Origin of the sequence: Exiguobacterium oxidotolerans JCM 12280 (assembly GCF_000702625.1) — a bacterium.
GTDB lineage: Bacteria > Bacillota > Bacilli > Exiguobacteriales > Exiguobacteriaceae > Exiguobacterium_A > Exiguobacterium_A oxidotolerans.
On the sequence record NZ_JNIS01000001.1, the window covers coordinates 1,649,617 to 1,668,440 of the forward strand.

At 50.2% G+C, this 18,824-nt stretch carries 9 protein-coding genes, 6 tRNA genes, 5 rRNA genes and 1 other annotated feature (1 of these 21 running past the window's edge); all 20 genes read left to right on the plus strand.

The features are described from left to right. Positions 1-138 precede the first annotated feature (138 nt). Positions 139-3,053, plus strand: a 23S ribosomal RNA gene (locus P403_RS0108385). Between the two features lie 93 nt (positions 3,054-3,146). After that, positions 3,147-3,262, plus strand: a 5S ribosomal RNA gene (gene rrf, locus P403_RS0108390). An 8-nt stretch (positions 3,263-3,270) separates the two neighbouring features. Then, a tRNA-Val gene (locus tag P403_RS0108395) sits at positions 3,271-3,346 on the plus strand. Between the two features lie 15 nt (positions 3,347-3,361). Further along, a tRNA-Thr gene (locus tag P403_RS0108400) sits at positions 3,362-3,437 on the plus strand. 61 nt (positions 3,438-3,498) lie between these two features. Then, positions 3,499-3,585 (plus strand) — tRNA-Leu (locus P403_RS0108405). Positions 3,586-3,623: 38 nt separating this feature from the next. Beyond that, positions 3,624-3,697: transfer RNA gene (locus P403_RS0108410), tRNA-Arg, on the plus strand. A 6-nt stretch (positions 3,698-3,703) separates the two neighbouring features. Continuing rightward, positions 3,704-3,780: transfer RNA gene (locus P403_RS0108415), tRNA-Pro, on the plus strand. 22 nt (positions 3,781-3,802) lie between these two features. After that, positions 3,803-3,878: transfer RNA gene (locus tag P403_RS0108420), tRNA-Ala, on the plus strand. 128 nt (positions 3,879-4,006) lie between these two features. After that, positions 4,007-5,568, plus strand: a 16S ribosomal RNA gene (locus tag P403_RS0108425). 166 nt (positions 5,569-5,734) lie between these two features. Next, positions 5,735-8,649 (plus strand): 23S ribosomal RNA (locus P403_RS0108430). A 46-nt stretch (positions 8,650-8,695) separates the two neighbouring features. Then, positions 8,696-8,811, plus strand: a 5S ribosomal RNA gene (gene rrf / locus P403_RS0108435). The 16S, 23S and 5S rRNA genes sit together here with 6 tRNA genes alongside, the layout of an rRNA operon. Positions 8,812-8,951: 140 nt before the next feature. Continuing rightward, complete coding sequence (locus tag P403_RS0108440; RefSeq protein ID WP_029332232.1) at positions 8,952-9,407, plus strand: CtsR family transcriptional regulator; 456 nt, start codon at positions 8,952-8,954, stop codon at positions 9,405-9,407. Positions 9,408-9,424: 17 nt separating this feature from the next. Continuing rightward, the gene (locus P403_RS0108445) at positions 9,425-9,853 is read left to right on the plus strand and encodes a hypothetical protein (RefSeq protein ID WP_029332233.1); all 429 of its coding nucleotides are present in this window, start codon (positions 9,425-9,427) and stop codon (positions 9,851-9,853) included. Next, entirely contained in the window at positions 9,846-10,919 is a 1,074-nt protein-coding gene (locus tag P403_RS0108450) for an ATP--guanido phosphotransferase (protein WP_029332234.1), read from the plus strand. Before P403_RS0108445 ends, P403_RS0108450 begins: the two co-directional genes overlap by 8 nt. Further along, complete coding sequence (gene clpC, locus P403_RS0108455) at positions 10,919-13,366, plus strand: ATP-dependent protease ATP-binding subunit ClpC (protein WP_029332235.1); 2,448 nt, start codon at positions 10,919-10,921, stop codon at positions 13,364-13,366. Before P403_RS0108450 ends, clpC begins: the two co-directional genes overlap by 1 nt. A 77-nt stretch (positions 13,367-13,443) precedes the next feature. Continuing rightward, the gene (gene radA, locus P403_RS0108460) at positions 13,444-14,820 is read left to right on the plus strand and encodes a DNA repair protein RadA (RefSeq protein WP_029332236.1); all 1,377 of its coding nucleotides are present in this window, start codon (positions 13,444-13,446) and stop codon (positions 14,818-14,820) included. Between the two features lie 130 nt (positions 14,821-14,950). Further along, positions 14,951-16,042, plus strand: coding sequence for a PIN/TRAM domain-containing protein (locus P403_RS0108465; protein WP_029332237.1), 1,092 nt, complete (start codon positions 14,951-14,953; stop codon positions 16,040-16,042). A gap of 51 nt (positions 16,043-16,093) precedes the next feature. Next, on the plus strand, positions 16,094-16,777 hold the full coding sequence (gene ispD, locus P403_RS0108470) for a 2-C-methyl-D-erythritol 4-phosphate cytidylyltransferase (RefSeq protein ID WP_029332238.1): 684 nt from the start codon (positions 16,094-16,096) through the stop codon (positions 16,775-16,777). 2 nt (positions 16,778-16,779) lie between these two features. Next, positions 16,780-17,262 carry a 2-C-methyl-D-erythritol 2,4-cyclodiphosphate synthase gene (gene ispF / locus P403_RS0108475; RefSeq protein ID WP_029332239.1) on the plus strand — a complete coding sequence of 161 codons (483 nt, stop codon included), beginning with the start codon at positions 16,780-16,782 and terminating at the stop codon, positions 17,260-17,262. 44 nt (positions 17,263-17,306) lie between these two features. Further along, positions 17,307-18,752: a glutamate--tRNA ligase gene (gene gltX / locus P403_RS0108480; RefSeq protein ID WP_029332240.1), complete on the plus strand. Its 1,446-nt coding sequence runs from the start codon at positions 17,307-17,309 to the stop codon at positions 18,750-18,752. Continuing rightward, positions 18,752-18,824: a binding site (T-box leader), on the plus strand (it continues 145 nt past the right edge of the window). Its footprint overlaps the gene before it by 1 nt.

The following is an 18,824-nucleotide window of genomic DNA, read 5'->3' on the forward strand; positions in this document are numbered from 1 at the left end:
CCCATCGTTCAGTTTTGAGAGCTCGTCTCTCAGTCTCGTAAGAGACACTCGCACCTTGAAAACTGAAGACATCAACAAGACATCAAATTTTTTATAACCATGTCATTAGACGTGTGTTCTTAGAATACCAAAATGCTAGATCAAGGTATGAAGGGCGTACGGTGGATGCCTTGGCACTAGGAGCCGATGAAGGACGCGACGAACAGCGATATGCTTCGGGGAGCAGTAAGTATGCTTTGATCCGAGGATTTCCGAATGGGGGAACCCACCATCCGTAATGGGATGGGACATGTTACATGAATACATAGTGTAGCGTGAGGCAGACCCGGGGAACTGAAACATCTAAGTACCCGGAGGAAGAGAAAGCAAATGCGATTCCCTGAGTAGCGGCGAGCGAAACGGGAACAGCCCAAACCGGAGAGCATGCTCTCCGGGGTTGTAGGACACTCTATACGGAGTCAAAAAGGAAGACAGTAGGTGAATGACCTGGAAAGGTCGGCCGAAGAAGGTGACAGCCCTGTAGCTGAAACTGTTTTCCCTCCAGAGTGGATCCTGAGTACGGCGGGACACGTGAAACCCCGTCGGAATCCGGGAGGACCATCTCCCAAGGCTAAATACTCCCTAGTGACCGATAGTGAACCAGTACCGTGAGGGAAAGGTGAAAAGCACCCCGGAAGGGGAGTGAAATAGATCCTGAAACCGTATGCCTACAAGTAGTCAGAGCCCGTTAATGGGTGATGGCGTGCCTTTTGTAGAATGAACCGGCGAGTTACGATAGCGCGCGAGGTTAAGCTGATGAGGCGGAGCCGTAGCGAAAGCGAGTCTGAATAGGGCGCCATAGTGCGTTGTCGTAGACCCGAAACCAGGTGATCTACCCATGTCCAGGATGAAGGTCAGGTAACACTGACTGGAGGTCCGAACCCACGCACGTTGAAAAGTGCGGGGATGAGGTGTGGGTAGCGGTGAAATGCCAATCGAACCTGGAGATAGCTGGTTCTCCCCGAAATAGCTTTAGGGCTAGCCTCGAGGTTGAGAGTTCCGGAGGTAGAGCACTGATTGGACTAGGGGCCCCCACAGGGTTACCGAATTCAGTTAAACTCCGAATGCCGGCAACTTATACTCGGGAGTCAGACTGCGAGTGATAAGATCCGTAGTCAAGAGGGAAACAGCCCAGACCGCCAGCTAAGGTCCCAAAGTGTATGTTAAGTGGAAAAGGATGTGGCGCTGCCTAGACAGCTAGGATGTTGGCTTAGAAGCAGCCACCATTCAAAGAGTGCGTAATAGCTCACTAGTCGAGTGGCGCCGCGCCGAAAATGTAACGGGGCTAAACATACCACCGAAGCTGCGGATTCCGTAAGGAATGGTAGGGGAGCGTTCCAAACCGCTGTGAAGCTGTACCGTAAGGAGCAGTGGAGCGTTTGGAAGTGAGAATGCCGGTGTGAGTAGCGAAAAGAGGGGTGAGAATCCCCTCCGTCGAAAGCCCAAGGTTTCCTGAGGAAGGCTCGTCCGCTCAGGGTTAGTCTGGACCTAAGCCGAGGCCGAAAGGCGTAGGCGATGGATAACAGGTTGATATTCCTGTACCACCGATCCACCGTTTGAACAATGGGGGGACGCAGGAGGATAGTGACGCATGCGGATGGAAGTGCATGTGTAAGTTTCGAGATCGTCTGATTGGCAAATCCGTCAGGCACCAAGATCGAGGAACGACGCGGAGTCCCCTAGGGACGAAGGTCACGATTTCACACTGCCAAGAAAAGCCTCTAGTGAGGTGGAAGGTGCCAGTACCGTAAACCGACACAGGTAGGCGGGATGAGAATTCTAAGACGCGCGGGATAACTCTCGTTAAGGAACTCGGCAAAATGGTCCCGTAACTTCGGGAGAAGGGACGCTCTACATGAGTAGAGCCGCAGTGAATAGGCCCAAACGACTGTTTAGCAAAAACACAGGTCTCTGCTAAATCGCAAGATGACGTATAGGGGCTGACGCCTGCCCGGTGCTGGAAGGTTAAGGGGATGGGTTAGCGCAAGCGAAGCTTTGAACCGAAGCCCCAGTAAACGGCGGCCGTAACTATAACGGTCCTAAGGTAGCGAAATTCCTTGTCGGGTAAGTTCCGACCCGCACGAAAGGCGTAACGATTTGGGCACTGTCTCAACGAGAGACCCGGTGAAATCATAGTACCTGTGAAGATGCAGGTTACCCGCGACAGGACGGAAAGACCCCATGGAGCTTTACTACAGCCTGATATTGAGGCTTTGTGCATGATGTACAGGATAGGCGGGAGACGTCGAGACCGGAGCGCCAGCTTCGGAGGAGTCACCCTTGGGATACCGCCCTTCATGCATAGAGTCTCTAACTCGCAGCCGTAATCCGGCTGGAGGACCGTGTCAGGCGGGTAGTTTGACTGGGGCGGTCGCCTCCTAAACAGTAACGGAGGCGCCCAAAGGTTCCCTCAGAATGGTTGGAAATCATTCGTAGAGCGCAAAGGCAGAAGGGAGCTTGACTGCGAGACCTACAAGTCGAGCAGGGACGAAAGTCGGGCTTAGTGATCCGGTGGTTCCGCATGGAAGGGCCATCGCTCAACGGATAAAAGCTACCCTGGGGATAACAGGCTGATCTCCCCCAAGAGTCCACATCGACGGGGAGGTTTGGCACCTCGATGTCGGCTCATCGCATCCTGGGGCTGGAGTAGGTCCCAAGGGTTGGGCTGTTCGCCCATTAAAGCGGTACGCGAGCTGGGTTCAGAACGTCGTGAGACAGTTCGGTCCCTATCCGTCGTGGGCGCAGGAAATTTGAGGAGAGCTGTCCTTAGTACGAGAGGACCGGGATGGACGCACCGCTGGTGTACCAGTTGTTCCGCCAGGAGCATCGCTGGGTAGCTACGTGCGGACGGGATAAATGCTGAAAGCATCTAAGCATGAAGCCCCCTCCAAGATGAGATTTCCCTTTGAGTAATCAAGAAAGACCCCTCAGAGACGATGAGGTAGATAGGTCACGGGTGGAAGCATGGTGACATGCGGAGCTGAGTGATACTAATCGGTCGAGGCCTTGTTCTAGCAGATGATTGTTGATGACTTCAGTTTTGAGGGCGCGAGCCTTTCAAAAAAAGTGCTTGACGTTATGGAAACATAATGTTAAGATAATAGATGTCTGGTGGCGATAGCCAAGTGGTCACACCCGTTCCCATGCCGAACACGGAAGTTAAGCACTTGAACGCCGAAAGTAGTTGGGGGCTTCCCCCTGTGAGGATAGGACGCTGCCAGGCGTACATATGGAGGATTAGCTCAGCTGGGAGAGCATCTGCCTTACAAGCAGAGGGTCGGCGGTTCGATCCCGTCATCCTCCACCATTTTTATTTACACTTGCCGGTGTAGCTCAGCTGGTAGAGCAACTGACTTGTAATCAGTAGGTCGCGGGTTCGACTCCTGTTGCCGGCACCATTTTCATTTGAATATCACCGAAGATTCTTAACCAGAATTTAGGTTCTACCTTTAAAACCCTGCCGGGGTGGCGGAACTGGTAGACGCACAGGACTTAAAATCCTGCGGGGGTTTCCCCGTGCCGGTTCGATTCCGGCCCTCGGTACCATTTTTTAATTTTAATAACTGTTTGATCCATTATACCCCGCACCCTTAGCTCAGCTGGATAGAGTACTTGACTACGAATCAAGGGGTCGGGAGTTCGAATCTCTCAGGGTGCACTTTTTCGGGAAGTAGCTCAGCTTGGTAGAGCACTTGGTTTGGGACCAAGGGGTCGCAGGTTCGAATCCTGTCTTCCCGACCATCTTCAATTTAATCCCTTTAATGGGGCCTTAGCTCAGCTGGGAGAGCGCCTGCCTTGCACGCAGGAGGTCAGCGGTTCGATCCCGCTAGGCTCCACCAAATTTTATCTTTGACGAACTTTGAAAACTGAACGATGAGGCAAAAACGTATCTTCGGATACAAACAATGAATGAAGCGCAAGCTTCGTCAACGTGACTTTTAGTCACAACAACGAGCAAGTCAAACACTTTATGGAGAGTTTGATCCTGGCTCAGGACGAACGCTGGCGGCGTGCCTAATACATGCAAGTCGAGCGCAGGAAGCTCGCGGAACTCTTCGGAGGGAAGCAAGTGGAATGAGCGGCGGACGGGTGAGTAACACGTAAGGAACCTGCCTCAAGGATTGGGATAACTCCGAGAAATCGGAGCTAATACCGGATAGTTCTTCGGACCGCATGGTTCGATGATGAAAGGCGCTCCGGCGTCACCTTGAGATGGCCTTGCGGTGCATTAGCTAGTTGGTGGGGTAATGGCCTACCAAGGCGACGATGCATAGCCGACCTGAGAGGGTGATCGGCCACACTGGGACTGAGACACGGCCCAGACTCCTACGGGAGGCAGCAGTAGGGAATCTTCCACAATGGACGAAAGTCTGATGGAGCAACGCCGCGTGAGTGATGAAGGTTTTCGGATCGTAAAACTCTGTTGTAAGGGAAGAACAGATACGAGAGGTAATGCTCGTATCCTGACGGTACCTTGCGAGAAAGCCACGGCTAACTACGTGCCAGCAGCCGCGGTAATACGTAGGTGGCAAGCGTTGTCCGGAATTATTGGGCGTAAAGCGCGCGCAGGCGGCCTTTTAAGTCTGATGTGAAAGCCCCCGGCTCAACCGGGGAGGGTCATTGGAAACTGGAAGGCTTGAGTACAGAAGAGAAGAGTGGAATTCCATGTGTAGCGGTGAAATGCGTAGAGATGTGGAGGAACACCAGTGGCGAAGGCGACTCTTTGGTCTGTAACTGACGCTGAGGCGCGAAAGCGTGGGGAGCAAACAGGATTAGATACCCTGGTAGTCCACGCCGTAAACGATGAGTGCTAGGTGTTGGGGGGTTTCCGCCCCTCAGTGCTGAAGCTAACGCATTAAGCACTCCGCCTGGGGAGTACGGCCGCAAGGCTGAAACTCAAAGGAATTGACGGGGACCCGCACAAGCGGTGGAGCATGTGGTTTAATTCGAAGCAACGCGAAGAACCTTACCAACTCTTGACATCCCCTTGACCACTTGAGAGATCAAGTTTTCCCTTCGGGGACAAGGGTGACAGGTGGTGCATGGTTGTCGTCAGCTCGTGTCGTGAGATGTTGGGTTAAGTCCCGCAACGAGCGCAACCCCTATCCTTAGTTGCCAGCATTTAGTTGGGCACTCTAGGGAGACTGCCGGTGACAAACCGGAGGAAGGTGGGGATGACGTCAAATCATCATGCCCCTTATGAGTTGGGCTACACACGTGCTACAATGGACGGTACAAAGGGCAGCGAGACCGCGAGGTGGAGCCAATCCCAGAAAGCCGTTCCCAGTTCGGATTGCAGGCTGCAACTCGCCTGCATGAAGTCGGAATCGCTAGTAATCGCAGGTCAGCATACTGCGGTGAATACGTTCCCGGGTCTTGTACACACCGCCCGTCACACCACGAGAGTTTGCAACACCCGAAGCCGGTGAGGTAACCGCAAGGAGCCAGCCGTCGAAGGTGGGGTAGATGATTGGGGTGAAGTCGTAACAAGGTAGCCGTATCGGAAGGTGCGGCTGGATCACCTCCTTTCTAAGGAAAACGTCCCGTAAGGGACATGCCCATCGTTCAGTTTTGAGAGCTCGTCTCTCAGTCTCGTAAGAGACACTCGCACCTTGAAAACTGAAGACATCAACAAGACATCAAATTTTTTATAACCATGTCATTAGACGTGTGTTCTTAGAATACCAAAATGCTAGATCAAGGTATGAAGGGCGTACGGTGGATGCCTTGGCACTAGGAGCCGATGAAGGACGCGACGAACAGCGATATGCTTCGGGGAGCAGTAAGTATGCTTTGATCCGAGGATTTCCGAATGGGGGAACCCACCATCCGTAATGGGATGGGACATGTTACATGAATACATAGTGTAGCGTGAGGCAGACCCGGGGAACTGAAACATCTAAGTACCCGGAGGAAGAGAAAGCAAATGCGATTCCCTGAGTAGCGGCGAGCGAAACGGGAACAGCCCAAACCGGAGAGCATGCTCTCCGGGGTTGTAGGACACTCTATACGGAGTCAAAAAGGAAGACAGTAGGTGAATGACCTGGAAAGGTCGGCCGAAGAAGGTGACAGCCCTGTAGCTGAAACTGTTTTCCCTCCAGAGTGGATCCTGAGTACGGCGGGACACGTGAAACCCCGTCGGAATCCGGGAGGACCATCTCCCAAGGCTAAATACTCCCTAGTGACCGATAGTGAACCAGTACCGTGAGGGAAAGGTGAAAAGCACCCCGGAAGGGGAGTGAAATAGATCCTGAAACCGTATGCCTACAAGTAGTCAGAGCCCGTTAATGGGTGATGGCGTGCCTTTTGTAGAATGAACCGGCGAGTTACGATAGCGCGCGAGGTTAAGCTGATGAGGCGGAGCCGTAGCGAAAGCGAGTCTGAATAGGGCGCCATAGTGCGTTGTCGTAGACCCGAAACCAGGTGATCTACCCATGTCCAGGATGAAGGTCAGGTAACACTGACTGGAGGTCCGAACCCACGCACGTTGAAAAGTGCGGGGATGAGGTGTGGGTAGCGGTGAAATGCCAATCGAACCTGGAGATAGCTGGTTCTCCCCGAAATAGCTTTAGGGCTAGCCTCGAGGTTGAGAGTTCCGGAGGTAGAGCACTGATTGGACTAGGGGCCCCCACAGGGTTACCGAATTCAGTTAAACTCCGAATGCCGGCAACTTATACTCGGGAGTCAGACTGCGAGTGATAAGATCCGTAGTCAAGAGGGAAACAGCCCAGACCGCCAGCTAAGGTCCCAAAGTGTATGTTAAGTGGAAAAGGATGTGGCGCTGCCTAGACAGCTAGGATGTTGGCTTAGAAGCAGCCACCATTCAAAGAGTGCGTAATAGCTCACTAGTCGAGTGGCGCCGCGCCGAAAATGTAACGGGGCTAAACATACCACCGAAGCTGCGGATTCCGTAAGGAATGGTAGGGGAGCGTTCCAAACCGCTGTGAAGCTGTACCGTAAGGAGCAGTGGAGCGTTTGGAAGTGAGAATGCCGGTGTGAGTAGCGAAAAGAGGGGTGAGAATCCCCTCCGTCGAAAGCCCAAGGTTTCCTGAGGAAGGCTCGTCCGCTCAGGGTTAGTCTGGACCTAAGCCGAGGCCGAAAGGCGTAGGCGATGGATAACAGGTTGATATTCCTGTACCACCGATCCACCGTTTGAACAATGGGGGGACGCAGGAGGATAGTGACGCATGCGGATGGAAGTGCATGTGTAAGTTTCGAGATCGTCTGATTGGCAAATCCGTCAGGCACCAAGATCGAGGAACGATGCGGAGTCCCCTAGGGACGAAGGTCACGATTTCACACTGCCAAGAAAAGCCTCTAGTGAGGTGGAAGGTGCCAGTACCGTAAACCGACACAGGTAGGCGGGATGAGAATTCTAAGACGCGCGGGATAACTCTCGTTAAGGAACTCGGCAAAATGGTCCCGTAACTTCGGGAGAAGGGACGCTCTACATGAGTAGAGCCGCAGTGAATAGGCCCAAACGACTGTTTAGCAAAAACACAGGTCTCTGCTAAATCGCAAGATGACGTATAGGGGCTGACGCCTGCCCGGTGCTGGAAGGTTAAGGGGATGGGTTAGCGCAAGCGAAGCTTTGAACCGAAGCCCCAGTAAACGGCGGCCGTAACTATAACGGTCCTAAGGTAGCGAAATTCCTTGTCGGGTAAGTTCCGACCCGCACGAAAGGCGTAACGATTTGGGCACTGTCTCAACGAGAGACCCGGTGAAATCATAGTACCTGTGAAGATGCAGGTTACCCGCGACAGGACGGAAAGACCCCATGGAGCTTTACTACAGCCTGATATTGAGGCTTTGTGCATGATGTACAGGATAGGCGGGAGACGTCGAGACCGGAGCGCCAGCTTCGGAGGAGTCACCCTTGGGATACCGCCCTTCATGCATAGAGTCTCTAACTCGCAGCCGTAATCCGGCTGGAGGACCGTGTCAGGCGGGTAGTTTGACTGGGGCGGTCGCCTCCTAAACAGTAACGGAGGCGCCCAAAGGTTCCCTCAGAATGGTTGGAAATCATTCGTAGAGCGCAAAGGCAGAAGGGAGCTTGACTGCGAGACCTACAAGTCGAGCAGGGACGAAAGTCGGGCTTAGTGATCCGGTGGTTCCGCATGGAAGGGCCATCGCTCAACGGATAAAAGCTACCCTGGGGATAACAGGCTGATCTCCCCCAAGAGTCCACATCGACGGGGAGGTTTGGCACCTCGATGTCGGCTCATCGCATCCTGGGGCTGGAGTAGGTCCCAAGGGTTGGGCTGTTCGCCCATTAAAGCGGTACGCGAGCTGGGTTCAGAACGTCGTGAGACAGTTCGGTCCCTATCCGTCGTGGGCGCAGGAAATTTGAGGAGAGCTGTCCTTAGTACGAGAGGACCGGGATGGACGCACCGCTGGTGTACCAGTTGTTCCGCCAGGAGCATCGCTGGGTAGCTACGTGCGGACGGGATAAATGCTGAAAGCATCTAAGCATGAAGCCCCCTCCAAGATGAGATTTCCCTTTGAGTAATCAAGAAAGACCCCTCAGAGACGATGAGGTAGATAGGTCACGGGTGGAAGCATGGTGACATGCGGAGCTGAGTGATACTAATCGGTCGAGGCCTTGTTCTAGCAGATGATTGTTGATGACTTCAGTTTTGAGGGCGCGAGCCCGTCGTCTGGTGACGATAGCCAAGTGGTCACACCCGTTCCCATGCCGAACACGGAAGTTAAGCACTTGAACGCCGAAAGTAGTTGGGGGCTTCCCCCTGTGAGGATAGGACGTTGCCAGGCAATTGAAAAGGACCGATCTGCATCTTGCAGGTCGGTCTTTTTGTGTATGTTCATTTAGAGTTAAATTATTTGCAATTCACTTTTAAGATGATTACTATTAAATCAAACAATAGTCAAAGATGGTCAGAGAGGTGGTGCCCATGCAAAACATCACAGATATCATCGAAGCCTATTTAAAACAAATCTTAAATGATGAAACAAAAGTTGAAATCAAACGTCAAGAAATTGCCCAGCGTTTTGATTGTGTCCCTTCCCAAATCAATTATGTCATCAACACACGTTTTACAGTCGAAAAAGGCTATTTTGTCGAAAGTAAGCGTGGTGGTGGAGGGTATATCCGGATTCAGAAAATCGTTTTGCTAGATAGTCACGATCTCTTAGACGAGATGAGTGCCTGGGTCGGTGATCAATTAACCGAACAGGCTGCTGAAGATTATTTGATTCGATTAATGAATGAACAATTATTAACGCGACGTGAAGCGATTATCATCCAAGCATTGTTACGAAAAGAAAGTTTACCGATGGAGGTAGAAGTTCAACACCGGATGCGAGCGCATCTGATGCAATCACTTCTCCAAACCATCAAGCGATTGTAGCATTGGAGGAATGCCATATGCGATGTCAACGTTGTTTAGAGCGCGAGGCAATCGTACGTGTCAAACTTCCACAAGAAACGGAAGGAGCAGAACGTGTTTTATGTTCTGAATGTGTCCGAGAGCTTGCGCGCGAGTATCAAGGTACAACATGTCCTTCTTGTGGTATGACACGACAACAGTTGTTGCATTTGAGAAAAGTAGGTTGTGCGACTTGTTATACCGTGTTCAAAGCGGAAGTCGATGGAATGGTCCGTCAATTCCAGCATGGCCACTCCAAACATTATGGATCACGCCCTGATGAAGAATCAGTCGAAAAGCGTTTGAAGCAACAGTTAAGCCGGTTAAAAGAACAACTCAATCGGAAGGTCTTGTCAGAAGATTACGAAGAAGCTGAACTGATTAAACGACAGATTGTTAGCGTCGAGGAGGATTTGCGCCATGTTTGAAGAATTATTGACGCATCCTTTAAGTGAGAAAATGAACCAACAAGCCCCTTATGATGACATCGTCGTCTCGACACGGATTCGTTTAGCTCGAAATGCAATGCAGTATCCGTTCTCGACGATGCTATCGGAAAAAGAGGCGAATGAACTGATTGATGAAACGGAACGCCAGTTGAGTGGGCTAAAAGGATTCCGTTTTGGACGGGTCGACCAGGCGGATGCGTTGACGCGGACTGCTTTAGTGGAAAAACATTTAATCAGTCCTGCACTTGCATCCCATCCACGGACGGGATTGTTCATTAGTGAAGATGAACAGATTAGCGTTATGGTGAATGAAGAAGATCATTTTCGGATTCAAACGTTGTTTCCAGGTCTACAACTCGAAGAAGCTTTTCGGATCGCGAAACAAGTCGATCAATTGATTAGTGAACGTTTTAAGATTGCCTTTGATGATACACTTGGTTATTTGACGACCTGTCCAAGCAATGTCGGGACAGGACTTCGCGCTTCTGTCATGCTACATCTACCTGGACTTGTCTTGACGAATCAAATTCAAGGATACGTCAAACACTTGAGACAGCTTGGTTTTGCGATTCGTGGTCGGTATGGCGAAGGCAGCGACGCCTCAGGGCGGATGTTTCAACTGTCGAATCAACGGACTCTTGGAGCGAGTGAAGATATGTTGATTACAGATTATCTTTTTGCTGTTGAAGCATTAATTGAGGCAGAACAGGCCGCAAGAAAAGGATTATTGGAGATGTATCAAGAAGAACTAGAAGACCGGTTATACCGGTCGTATGGCATTTTAACATCCGCTCGTTTAATTACGGCGCGAGAAGCAACAGAACGTCTATCCGATGTTCGCTTAGCAGATGGGCTAGGTCTAGATGTCAATCTCGCACCGAATGTGTTCCATCATTTACTTGTATCCTTACAAACAGGTTTTCTACAAAAGCATTTCGGGAATCAATTAACAACAAGAGAACGGGACATCGAGCGAGCGAATGTGATTCGTCAGATGTTAACCGAACAGAAACACAGGGATCACACACAAGGAGGTTTTGCGTAATGATGTTTGGACGATTCACAGAACGTGCCCAACGCGTACTCGCACTTGCACAGGAAGAAGCGGTACGACTCGGACACCATAATATCGGGACAGAACATATTTTACTCGGACTTGTACGTGAAGGAGACGGGATTGCTGCGAAAGCTTTAACAGCCCTCGGACTCAGTTCAGATAAAATTCAAATGGAAGTTGAAGCATTGATCGGTCGTGGACAAGATGGTGCGACGACAATTCACTATACGCCGCGCGCGAAAAAAGTCATCGAACTCTCGATGGATGAAGCACGTAAGCTCGGTCATTCGTATGTTGGCACGGAACACCTTTTACTCGGCTTGATTCGTGAAGGTGAAGGTGTTGCAGCACGCGTTTTGAACAACCTTGGAATCAGTCTTTCTAAAGCACGTCAGCAAGTATTGCAACTACTTGGGAACAGCGAAACGACGGCTAACGCGTCACAAGCTGGCTCAGGCGTCGCGACACCAACGCTTGATGGCTTGGCTCGCGACTTGACGCAACAAGCACGTGAGACACGTCTCGACCCAGTCATCGGACGCGCAAAAGAAATTCAACGTGTCATCGAAGTCTTGAGTCGTCGGACGAAAAACAACCCGGTCTTGATCGGAGAGCCGGGTGTTGGTAAAACGGCCGTCGTTGAAGGACTCGCACAACAAATCATCAACAATGAAGTGCCGGAGACTTTACGGAATAAACGCGTCATGGTTCTCGACATGGGGACGCTCGTCGCCGGGACAAAATACCGGGGTGAGTTCGAAGATCGTTTGAAAAAGGTCATGGATGAAATCCGTCAAGCTGGAAATATCATTCTCTTCATCGATGAATTGCACACATTGATTGGTGCAGGTGGAGCAGAAGGCGCAATCGATGCGTCGAATATTCTAAAACCATCGCTTGCGCGTGGTGAACTCCAATGTATCGGTGCGACGACACTTGACGAATACCGTAAATATATCGAAAAAGATGCAGCGCTTGAGCGTCGTTTCCAACCGATTCAAGTTGCTGAACCAACAGCGAACGAAGCAACACAAATCTTATTTGGTCTTCGCGACCGTTATGAAGCCCACCACCGTGTCACGATCACGGATGAAGCGATTCAAGAAGCGGTGACGCTTTCTGACCGTTACATCTCGGACCGTTTCCTACCGGATAAAGCAATCGACTTGATTGACGAAGCGGCTTCAAAAGTTCGTCTTCGTTCATATACAGCACCACCGAACCTAAAAGAAGTCGAAGCAAAACTTGAAGGCATCCGAAAAGATAAAGACGAAGCCGTCCAAAGCCAAGAATTCGAAAAAGCAGCAAGCTTACGCGACACAGAGCAAAAACTTCGCGATGAGCTCGAGCGCTTAAAAGAAGAATGGCAGAACAAACAAGGCAATGAAAAGCTTGAAGTCACAAAAGATGATATCGCGCAGGTCGTCGCGAGCTGGACGGGCGTACCGGTAACGAAAATCGCTGAAGAAGAAACCGATCGTCTGCTCCGTCTCGAAGAAATTCTTCATAGTCGGGTCATCGGTCAAAATGAAGCGGTCAAATCAATCTCAAAAGCAATCCGTCGCGCACGTGCTGGACTCAAAGATCCTAAACGTCCAATCGGTTCATTCATCTTCCTTGGTCCAACGGGTGTCGGTAAAACGGAACTTGCCCGTGCCGTCGCAGAATCGATGTTTGGTGACGAGGATGCCATCATCCGAATCGACATGTCAGAATACATGGAGAAACATGCGACAAGTCGTCTCGTCGGCTCACCTCCAGGGTATGTCGGGTATGAAGAAGGCGGTCAATTGACAGAAAAAGTACGCCGTAAACCATACTCCGTCATCTTGCTTGATGAAATTGAAAAAGCTCACCCTGAAGTCTTCAACATCTTGCTTCAAGTGCTCGATGATGGACGTCTTACGGATTCAAAAGGTCGGACAGTCGATTTCCGTAATACAATCATCGTCATGACGTCGAACGTCGGTGCAAGTGCCCTTAAACGGAACAAGTACGTCGGGTTCGCAGTGTCGGACGATACGGACCGCGAATACAAAGACATGAAGGGGAAAGTGATGGATGAGTTGAAAAGAGCCTTCCGTCCAGAGTTCTTGAACCGGATTGACGAAACGATCGTCTTCCACTCACTTGAGAAAAAACACATCGAAGAGATCGTCAAACTCATGGCGAAGACTCTCGAAAAACGCCTTGCGGAACAACAGGTTCACTTTGAATTGACACCTGCCGCGCTTTCGAAGATTGCCGACATCGGATACGACCCAGAATACGGAGCTCGCCCAATCCGTCGTGCACTTCAACGAGAAGCTGAGGATCGTTTGTCGGAAGCATTGCTTGCGGGAGACATTCAAAAAGGAGAACGTGTTGCACTTGATGTAGAAAACGATGAATTCATCGTCCGCCGCCACCAAGTGGAACCGGCAACGACAGAATAAGTGATCAACAGGGTCCAGCTTTCGCAAGTACGAAGCGAAAGCTGGGCTTTTTCTTGGATAGAGAAAGGATGAACAGAGTGGCTAAAATGAAGACGAAATTTGTTTGCCAAAGCTGTGGGACGGAGTCACCGAAATGGATGGGACGCTGCTCCGGCTGTGGGGAATGGAATACGATGGTCGAAGAAGTCGTCGAGGAGAAGAAAGCACGACGCGGTTCCGCTTTTGTCCATACGACGACGAAACAATTGAAACCGGAACGCCTCGCAAATATCGTCTCACAAGAAGAAAGTCGTGTCTTCACGGGGAGTAGTGAATTCGATCGTGTGCTCGGCGGCGGGATTGTGCCCGGATCGATGGTCCTCGTCGGAGGTGACCCGGGGATTGGGAAATCGACGATTCTGTTACAGACAAGTGCCCGGCTTGCACAACGCGGCGAAAAAGTCCTCTATATCTCAGGTGAGGAATCGCTCAAACAGACGAAACTCCGCGCTGAACGGCTCGGTTTACCGACGCAAGACTTATTCGTGCTCAGTGAAACGGACATGAATATGATTGAGCGGGTCGTCGACGAAGAAAAACCAGGCTTTTTAATCATCGACTCGATTCAAACGGTCTATATCGATGAGATTCAGTCGGCCCCGGGTAGCGTCACGCAAGTACGTGAATGTACGGCGATGCTGATGAAAATCGCGAAGAGTCGCGGCATTGCCATCTTCATCGTCGGTCACGTCACGAAACAAGGTTCGATTGCCGGACCCCGTTTGCTCGAACACATGGTCGATGCCGTCCTGTACTTCGAAGGGGAACGGCACCATACGTTCCGGATTCTCCGTGCCGTCAAAAACCGGTTTGGTTCGACGAACGAGATTGGAATCTTTGAAATGCGAGAGTCTGGTTTAGAAGAAGTCTTGAATCCATCGGAAATCTTCCTTGAGGAGCGGACGTCCGGTGTATCGGGTTCGACAATCGTTGCTTCGATGGAGGGGACACGGACTGTCTTAGTTGAGTTACAAGCCTTGATTTCACCTACATCATTCGGTAATCCGCGCCGGATGGCGACAGGAATCGACCAAAATAAAGTCGCCTTGCTGATGGCCGTGCTTGAGAAACGATCTGGTTTACTGCTCCAGACACAAGATGCCTATTTGAAAGCAGCTGGTGGCGTCAAGCTCGATGAACCAGCGATCGACCTCGCAGTCTGTGTCGCAATCGCCTCGAGTTTTCGCGACAAGCCGACACGTCCGACAGACGTCGTCATTGGTGAAGTCGGATTGACGGGAGAAGTTCGCCGCGTCTCACGGATTGAGCAACGTGTCGCAGAAGCTGCGAAGCTCGGCTTCACACGAGCCATCATTCCAAAAAATAATCTCGGAGGATGGACCTATCCGGATGGTATCACGGTCATCGGTGTCGAAAGTGTTGACGAAGCGTTACGCGAAACCATCCCGTTTTAAACGCCTGAAATGCAGGAAAAGATGGGGAGGCTGTAATGGATATGTAAACAGTTTCCCCACCTTAAGGCGTAGGTGATTCAAATAAATACATGTTACAATGAACTTAAAATAATAGAAGGAGGTGGGAAGATTGAAAATCATCATTCGAATCTTTTTCGCGTTACTCGGTCTTGCGCTTGGTGTCTTGTTATTGCCCCAATTATTTCAATTAATTGAAGCGGCGACAGGGATGACTTTCCCGGAATGGTTGATGACGACATACGTAACCGGAACGATTGGTGCACTCATATTTTTATTAATTGGATTATTCATTACGGATGCGGTTATTCGACTTCTCCGATTTTTAGAAGAAAAACTAGTGAAGGCGCCCGCTGCGGACTTATTCTTTGGAACATTTGGCCTCTTGCTAGGTCTCGTGATGGCATTTCTCGTCAGCATGTTGATCGAACTTGTCGGGATTCCGCTTCTTAGTAATGTCTTAACCATTTTCGCGACTGCCTTATTCGGATACCTCGGCTTTACGGTCGGATATCGCAAACGGCATGAGTTGACGAAAATCTTTTTACGATCAAACAGTAGTAACTCGGATAAAAAATCGACACCGGAACCCGTTGTTGCGGCAAAATCAAACAGTAAAGTACTTGATACGAGTGTTATCATCGATGGACGGATCACTGATATCGCGAAGACTGGATTTGTCGAAGGGAAATTGATCGTTCCGCAATTCGTGATTGGGGAACTTCAATACATCGCCGATTCATCGGATACATTAAAACGAAATCGTGGACGCCGGGGGCTTGACGTCTTAAAAGAACTCCAATCAATCCCTGGGATGGAAGTTGAAATTTATGATGGTGACTTCGAGGATGTACCAGAAGTCGACATCAAACTGATTAAGCTGGCAGAGTTGATGAAAGGGATTGTCGTTACGAACGATTACAACTTGAACAAAGTGTGTGAAGTCCGGAATGTACCCGTCTTGAACATCAATGATTTAGCAAATGCCGTCAAGCAAGTTGTGATTCCGGGTGAAGAGATGACGGTTCTTGTCATCAAAGAAGGGAAAGAGCAAAAGCAAGGGATTGCTTACCTCGAAGATGGCACGATGGTCGTCGTCGAAGGTGGTAAACACTTGATTTCGAAAACGATCGGTGTTGTCGTGACGAGTGTCCTTCAAACATCTGCTGGACGGATGATTTTTGCGAAGCCACAAGAAAAATAAGGGACTGCCACATTTGTGGCAGTCTTTACTTATGAGAAAAGAGGGAATGCCATGATAGAACAGACATACCGCGTCGTCATTCCGGCAGCTGGTGCCGGAAAACGGATGGGCGCAGATCGCAATAAACTGATGCTGCTGTTACGGGACCGTTCAATCATTGAGTGGACACTCGATGTGTTTGAAGCCGATCCCTTATGTGAAGAAATCATTCTTGCCATCAATCCGGCGGAACAAGTCTGGTTTGAGCAAGTGACGGACCGGTACGCAACGCCAGTCCGGCTTGTTGCCGGAGGACGGGAACGACAAGAAAGTGTCTTACGCGGACTCGAAGTCATCGAAGCACCCGGCATCGTGTTGATTCATGACGGCGCCCGACCGTTCATCGAACAGACAGCGATTCATGCCGTCGTCGCGGCGGCAGTCGAGCACAAAGCAGCGATTCTCGCCGTCCCGGTCAAAGATACCGTCAAGCGGATAACGGGTGCGACGATCGTCGAAACGGTTCCGCGGGACGAACTGATGGCAGCTCAAACACCACAAGCCTTCGACCTCGACACGATCCGAACCGTCCATCAAAAAGCAGCAGAACACTATTTAGGTACAGATGATGCAAGTTTGATAGAATGGGACGGAGGAAAGGTGACACTCGTCACCGGTCAGTATGAAAATATTAAAGTGACGACACCGGATGATTTATGGTTTGGTGAAGCGATCCTAATGAAACGAGGGAAATAACGATGATTCGAATTGGACAAGGTTTTGATGTACATGCATTCGCAGAAGATCGAAAACTCATTTTAGGCGGGATTGAAATCCCCCACACGAAAGGATTACTCGGTCACTCGGATGCGGACGTCTTGTTGCATACGATTGCGGATGCAGCACTCGGAGCGATTGCAGAAGGGGATATCGGAAAACATTTTCCGGACACCGATCCTGAGTTCAAAGATGCGGACTCCGCTAAACTGCTCGAACATGTCTATGCGCTCGTCAAACGTAAAGGGTATGAACTGAGTAATTTAGACGCGACCGTCATCGCACAAGCGCCTAAATTACGCCCGTACATCGATACGATGCGTGCGCGGATTGCGGAACTGCTTGAAGCGGACATCGAACAGATCAATGTCAAAGCGACGACGACGGAATGGCTTGGGTTTACAGGGCGTGAAGAAGGAATTGCGTGCCAAGCTGTGATTCTGCTGAAACGAATCGAAGAATAAGGTATACTAATTAAGCGAATTTGAGACTAAAGGAGTGATCGGCAATGGCAGAAGTACGTGTACGTTATGCACCAAGTCCGACCGGGCACCTTCATATTGGGAATGCACGGACGGCTTTATTCAACTATTTGTTCGCACGTCATGCAGGCGGGAAAATGATTTTACGGATTGAGGATACGGACCAAAAACGAAACATTGATGGTGGCGTTGAAAGTCAGATGAAGTACCTCGAGTGGCTCGGAATCGATTGGGATGAAGGTCCAGGCCGTGGTGGCGATTACGGTCCTTATTTCCAAATGGAACGGCTTGATCTCTATCAAAAATACACAGACGAGTTACTTGAAAAAGGACTCGCCTACCGTTGCTACATGACATCGGAAGAACTTGAGGCCGAGCGTGAAGCGCAAATCGCACGTGGTGAAGCACCACGTTATTCAGGTGCACACCGCAACCTGACGCAAGAACAAGAAGACGCATTCGTCGCGGAAGGACGGACACCATCGATTCGGATTCGTGTACCGAAAGACGTGACGTATACGTGGAACGATATCGTCAAAGAAGACGTATCATTTGAATCAAAAGACTTCGGTGATTGGGTCATCGTCAAAAAAGACGGAATCCCGACGTATAACTTCGCTGTTGTCGTCGATGATCATTTGATGGCGATTAGCCATGTTCTACGTGGAGACGACCATATCTCGAATACGCCGAAACAGATGATGATCTATGATGCGTTCGGTTGGGAGTATCCAACATTTGGTCACATGACGCTCATCGTCAACGAAGAGCATAAAAAACTGTCGAAACGTGATCAATCAATCATTCAATACATCGAGCAGTATAAAGACCTCGGGTATCTTCCGGAAGCGTTACTCAACTTCGTGACGTTGCTTGGTTGGTCGCCGGTCGGAGAACAGGAAATCTTTACGAAAGAAGAATTCATCGAGATCTTTGATGCGTCTCGTTTGTCGAAGAGTCCAGCTGTGTTCGATCAACAAAAACTCGCTTGGATCAATGGGCAGTACATGAAACATCAATCGTTCGAAGAAGTATTCGAAGCGAGTCTTCCATTCCTCCAAGCAGCAGGACGCGTCTCAAACGAGCCGTCAGCAGAAGAACTCGACTGGGCGAAAAACCTCGTCGGACTTTACCGTGAGCAGATGACACACGGAGCGGAAGTCGTTGAGCTTTCAGAGATGTTTTTTGAAGATGAAGTGGTGTATGATGAAGAGGCAAACACTGTCTTGAGTGGCGAAACGGTTCCGACCGTCTTAGCTGAATTCGCGAACCAATTGCGGACACTTGAAGAGTGGACGCCGGAAGCAATCAAAGCATCGATTAAGGCAACACAAAAAGCAACCGGTCAAAAAGGAAAAAATCTGTTCATGCCAATCCGCGTCGCAACGACGGGACAAACACATGGTCCAGAACTTCCGAATACGATTCAACTATTAGGAAAAGACCGCGTACTTGCGCGACTAGACGTATAAATAAAGCGTAGATGAGGAAAGTAGTGTCAATGTTTCTTCTCCAGAGACAAGCTTGTGTGGTGCGAGAGCTTG

What these genes read in the sequence shown, in the direction of transcription:
- P403_RS0108440 (WP_029332232.1), top strand. Translation starts at nt 8,952, where the DNA reads ATGCAAAACATCACAGATATCATCGAAGCCTATTTAAAACAAATCTTA.
- P403_RS0108445 (WP_029332233.1), top strand. Translation starts at nt 9,425, where the DNA reads ATGCGATGTCAACGTTGTTTAGAGCGCGAGGCAATCGTACGTGTCAAA.
- P403_RS0108450 (WP_029332234.1), top strand. Translation starts at nt 9,846, where the DNA reads ATGTTTGAAGAATTATTGACGCATCCTTTAAGTGAGAAAATGAACCAA.
- clpC (WP_029332235.1), top strand. Translation starts at nt 10,919, where the DNA reads ATGATGTTTGGACGATTCACAGAACGTGCCCAACGCGTACTCGCACTT.
- ispD (WP_029332238.1), top strand. Translation starts at nt 16,094, where the DNA reads ATGATAGAACAGACATACCGCGTCGTCATTCCGGCAGCTGGTGCCGGA.
- ispF (WP_029332239.1), top strand. Translation starts at nt 16,780, where the DNA reads ATGATTCGAATTGGACAAGGTTTTGATGTACATGCATTCGCAGAAGAT.
- gltX (WP_029332240.1), top strand. Translation starts at nt 17,307, where the DNA reads ATGGCAGAAGTACGTGTACGTTATGCACCAAGTCCGACCGGGCACCTT.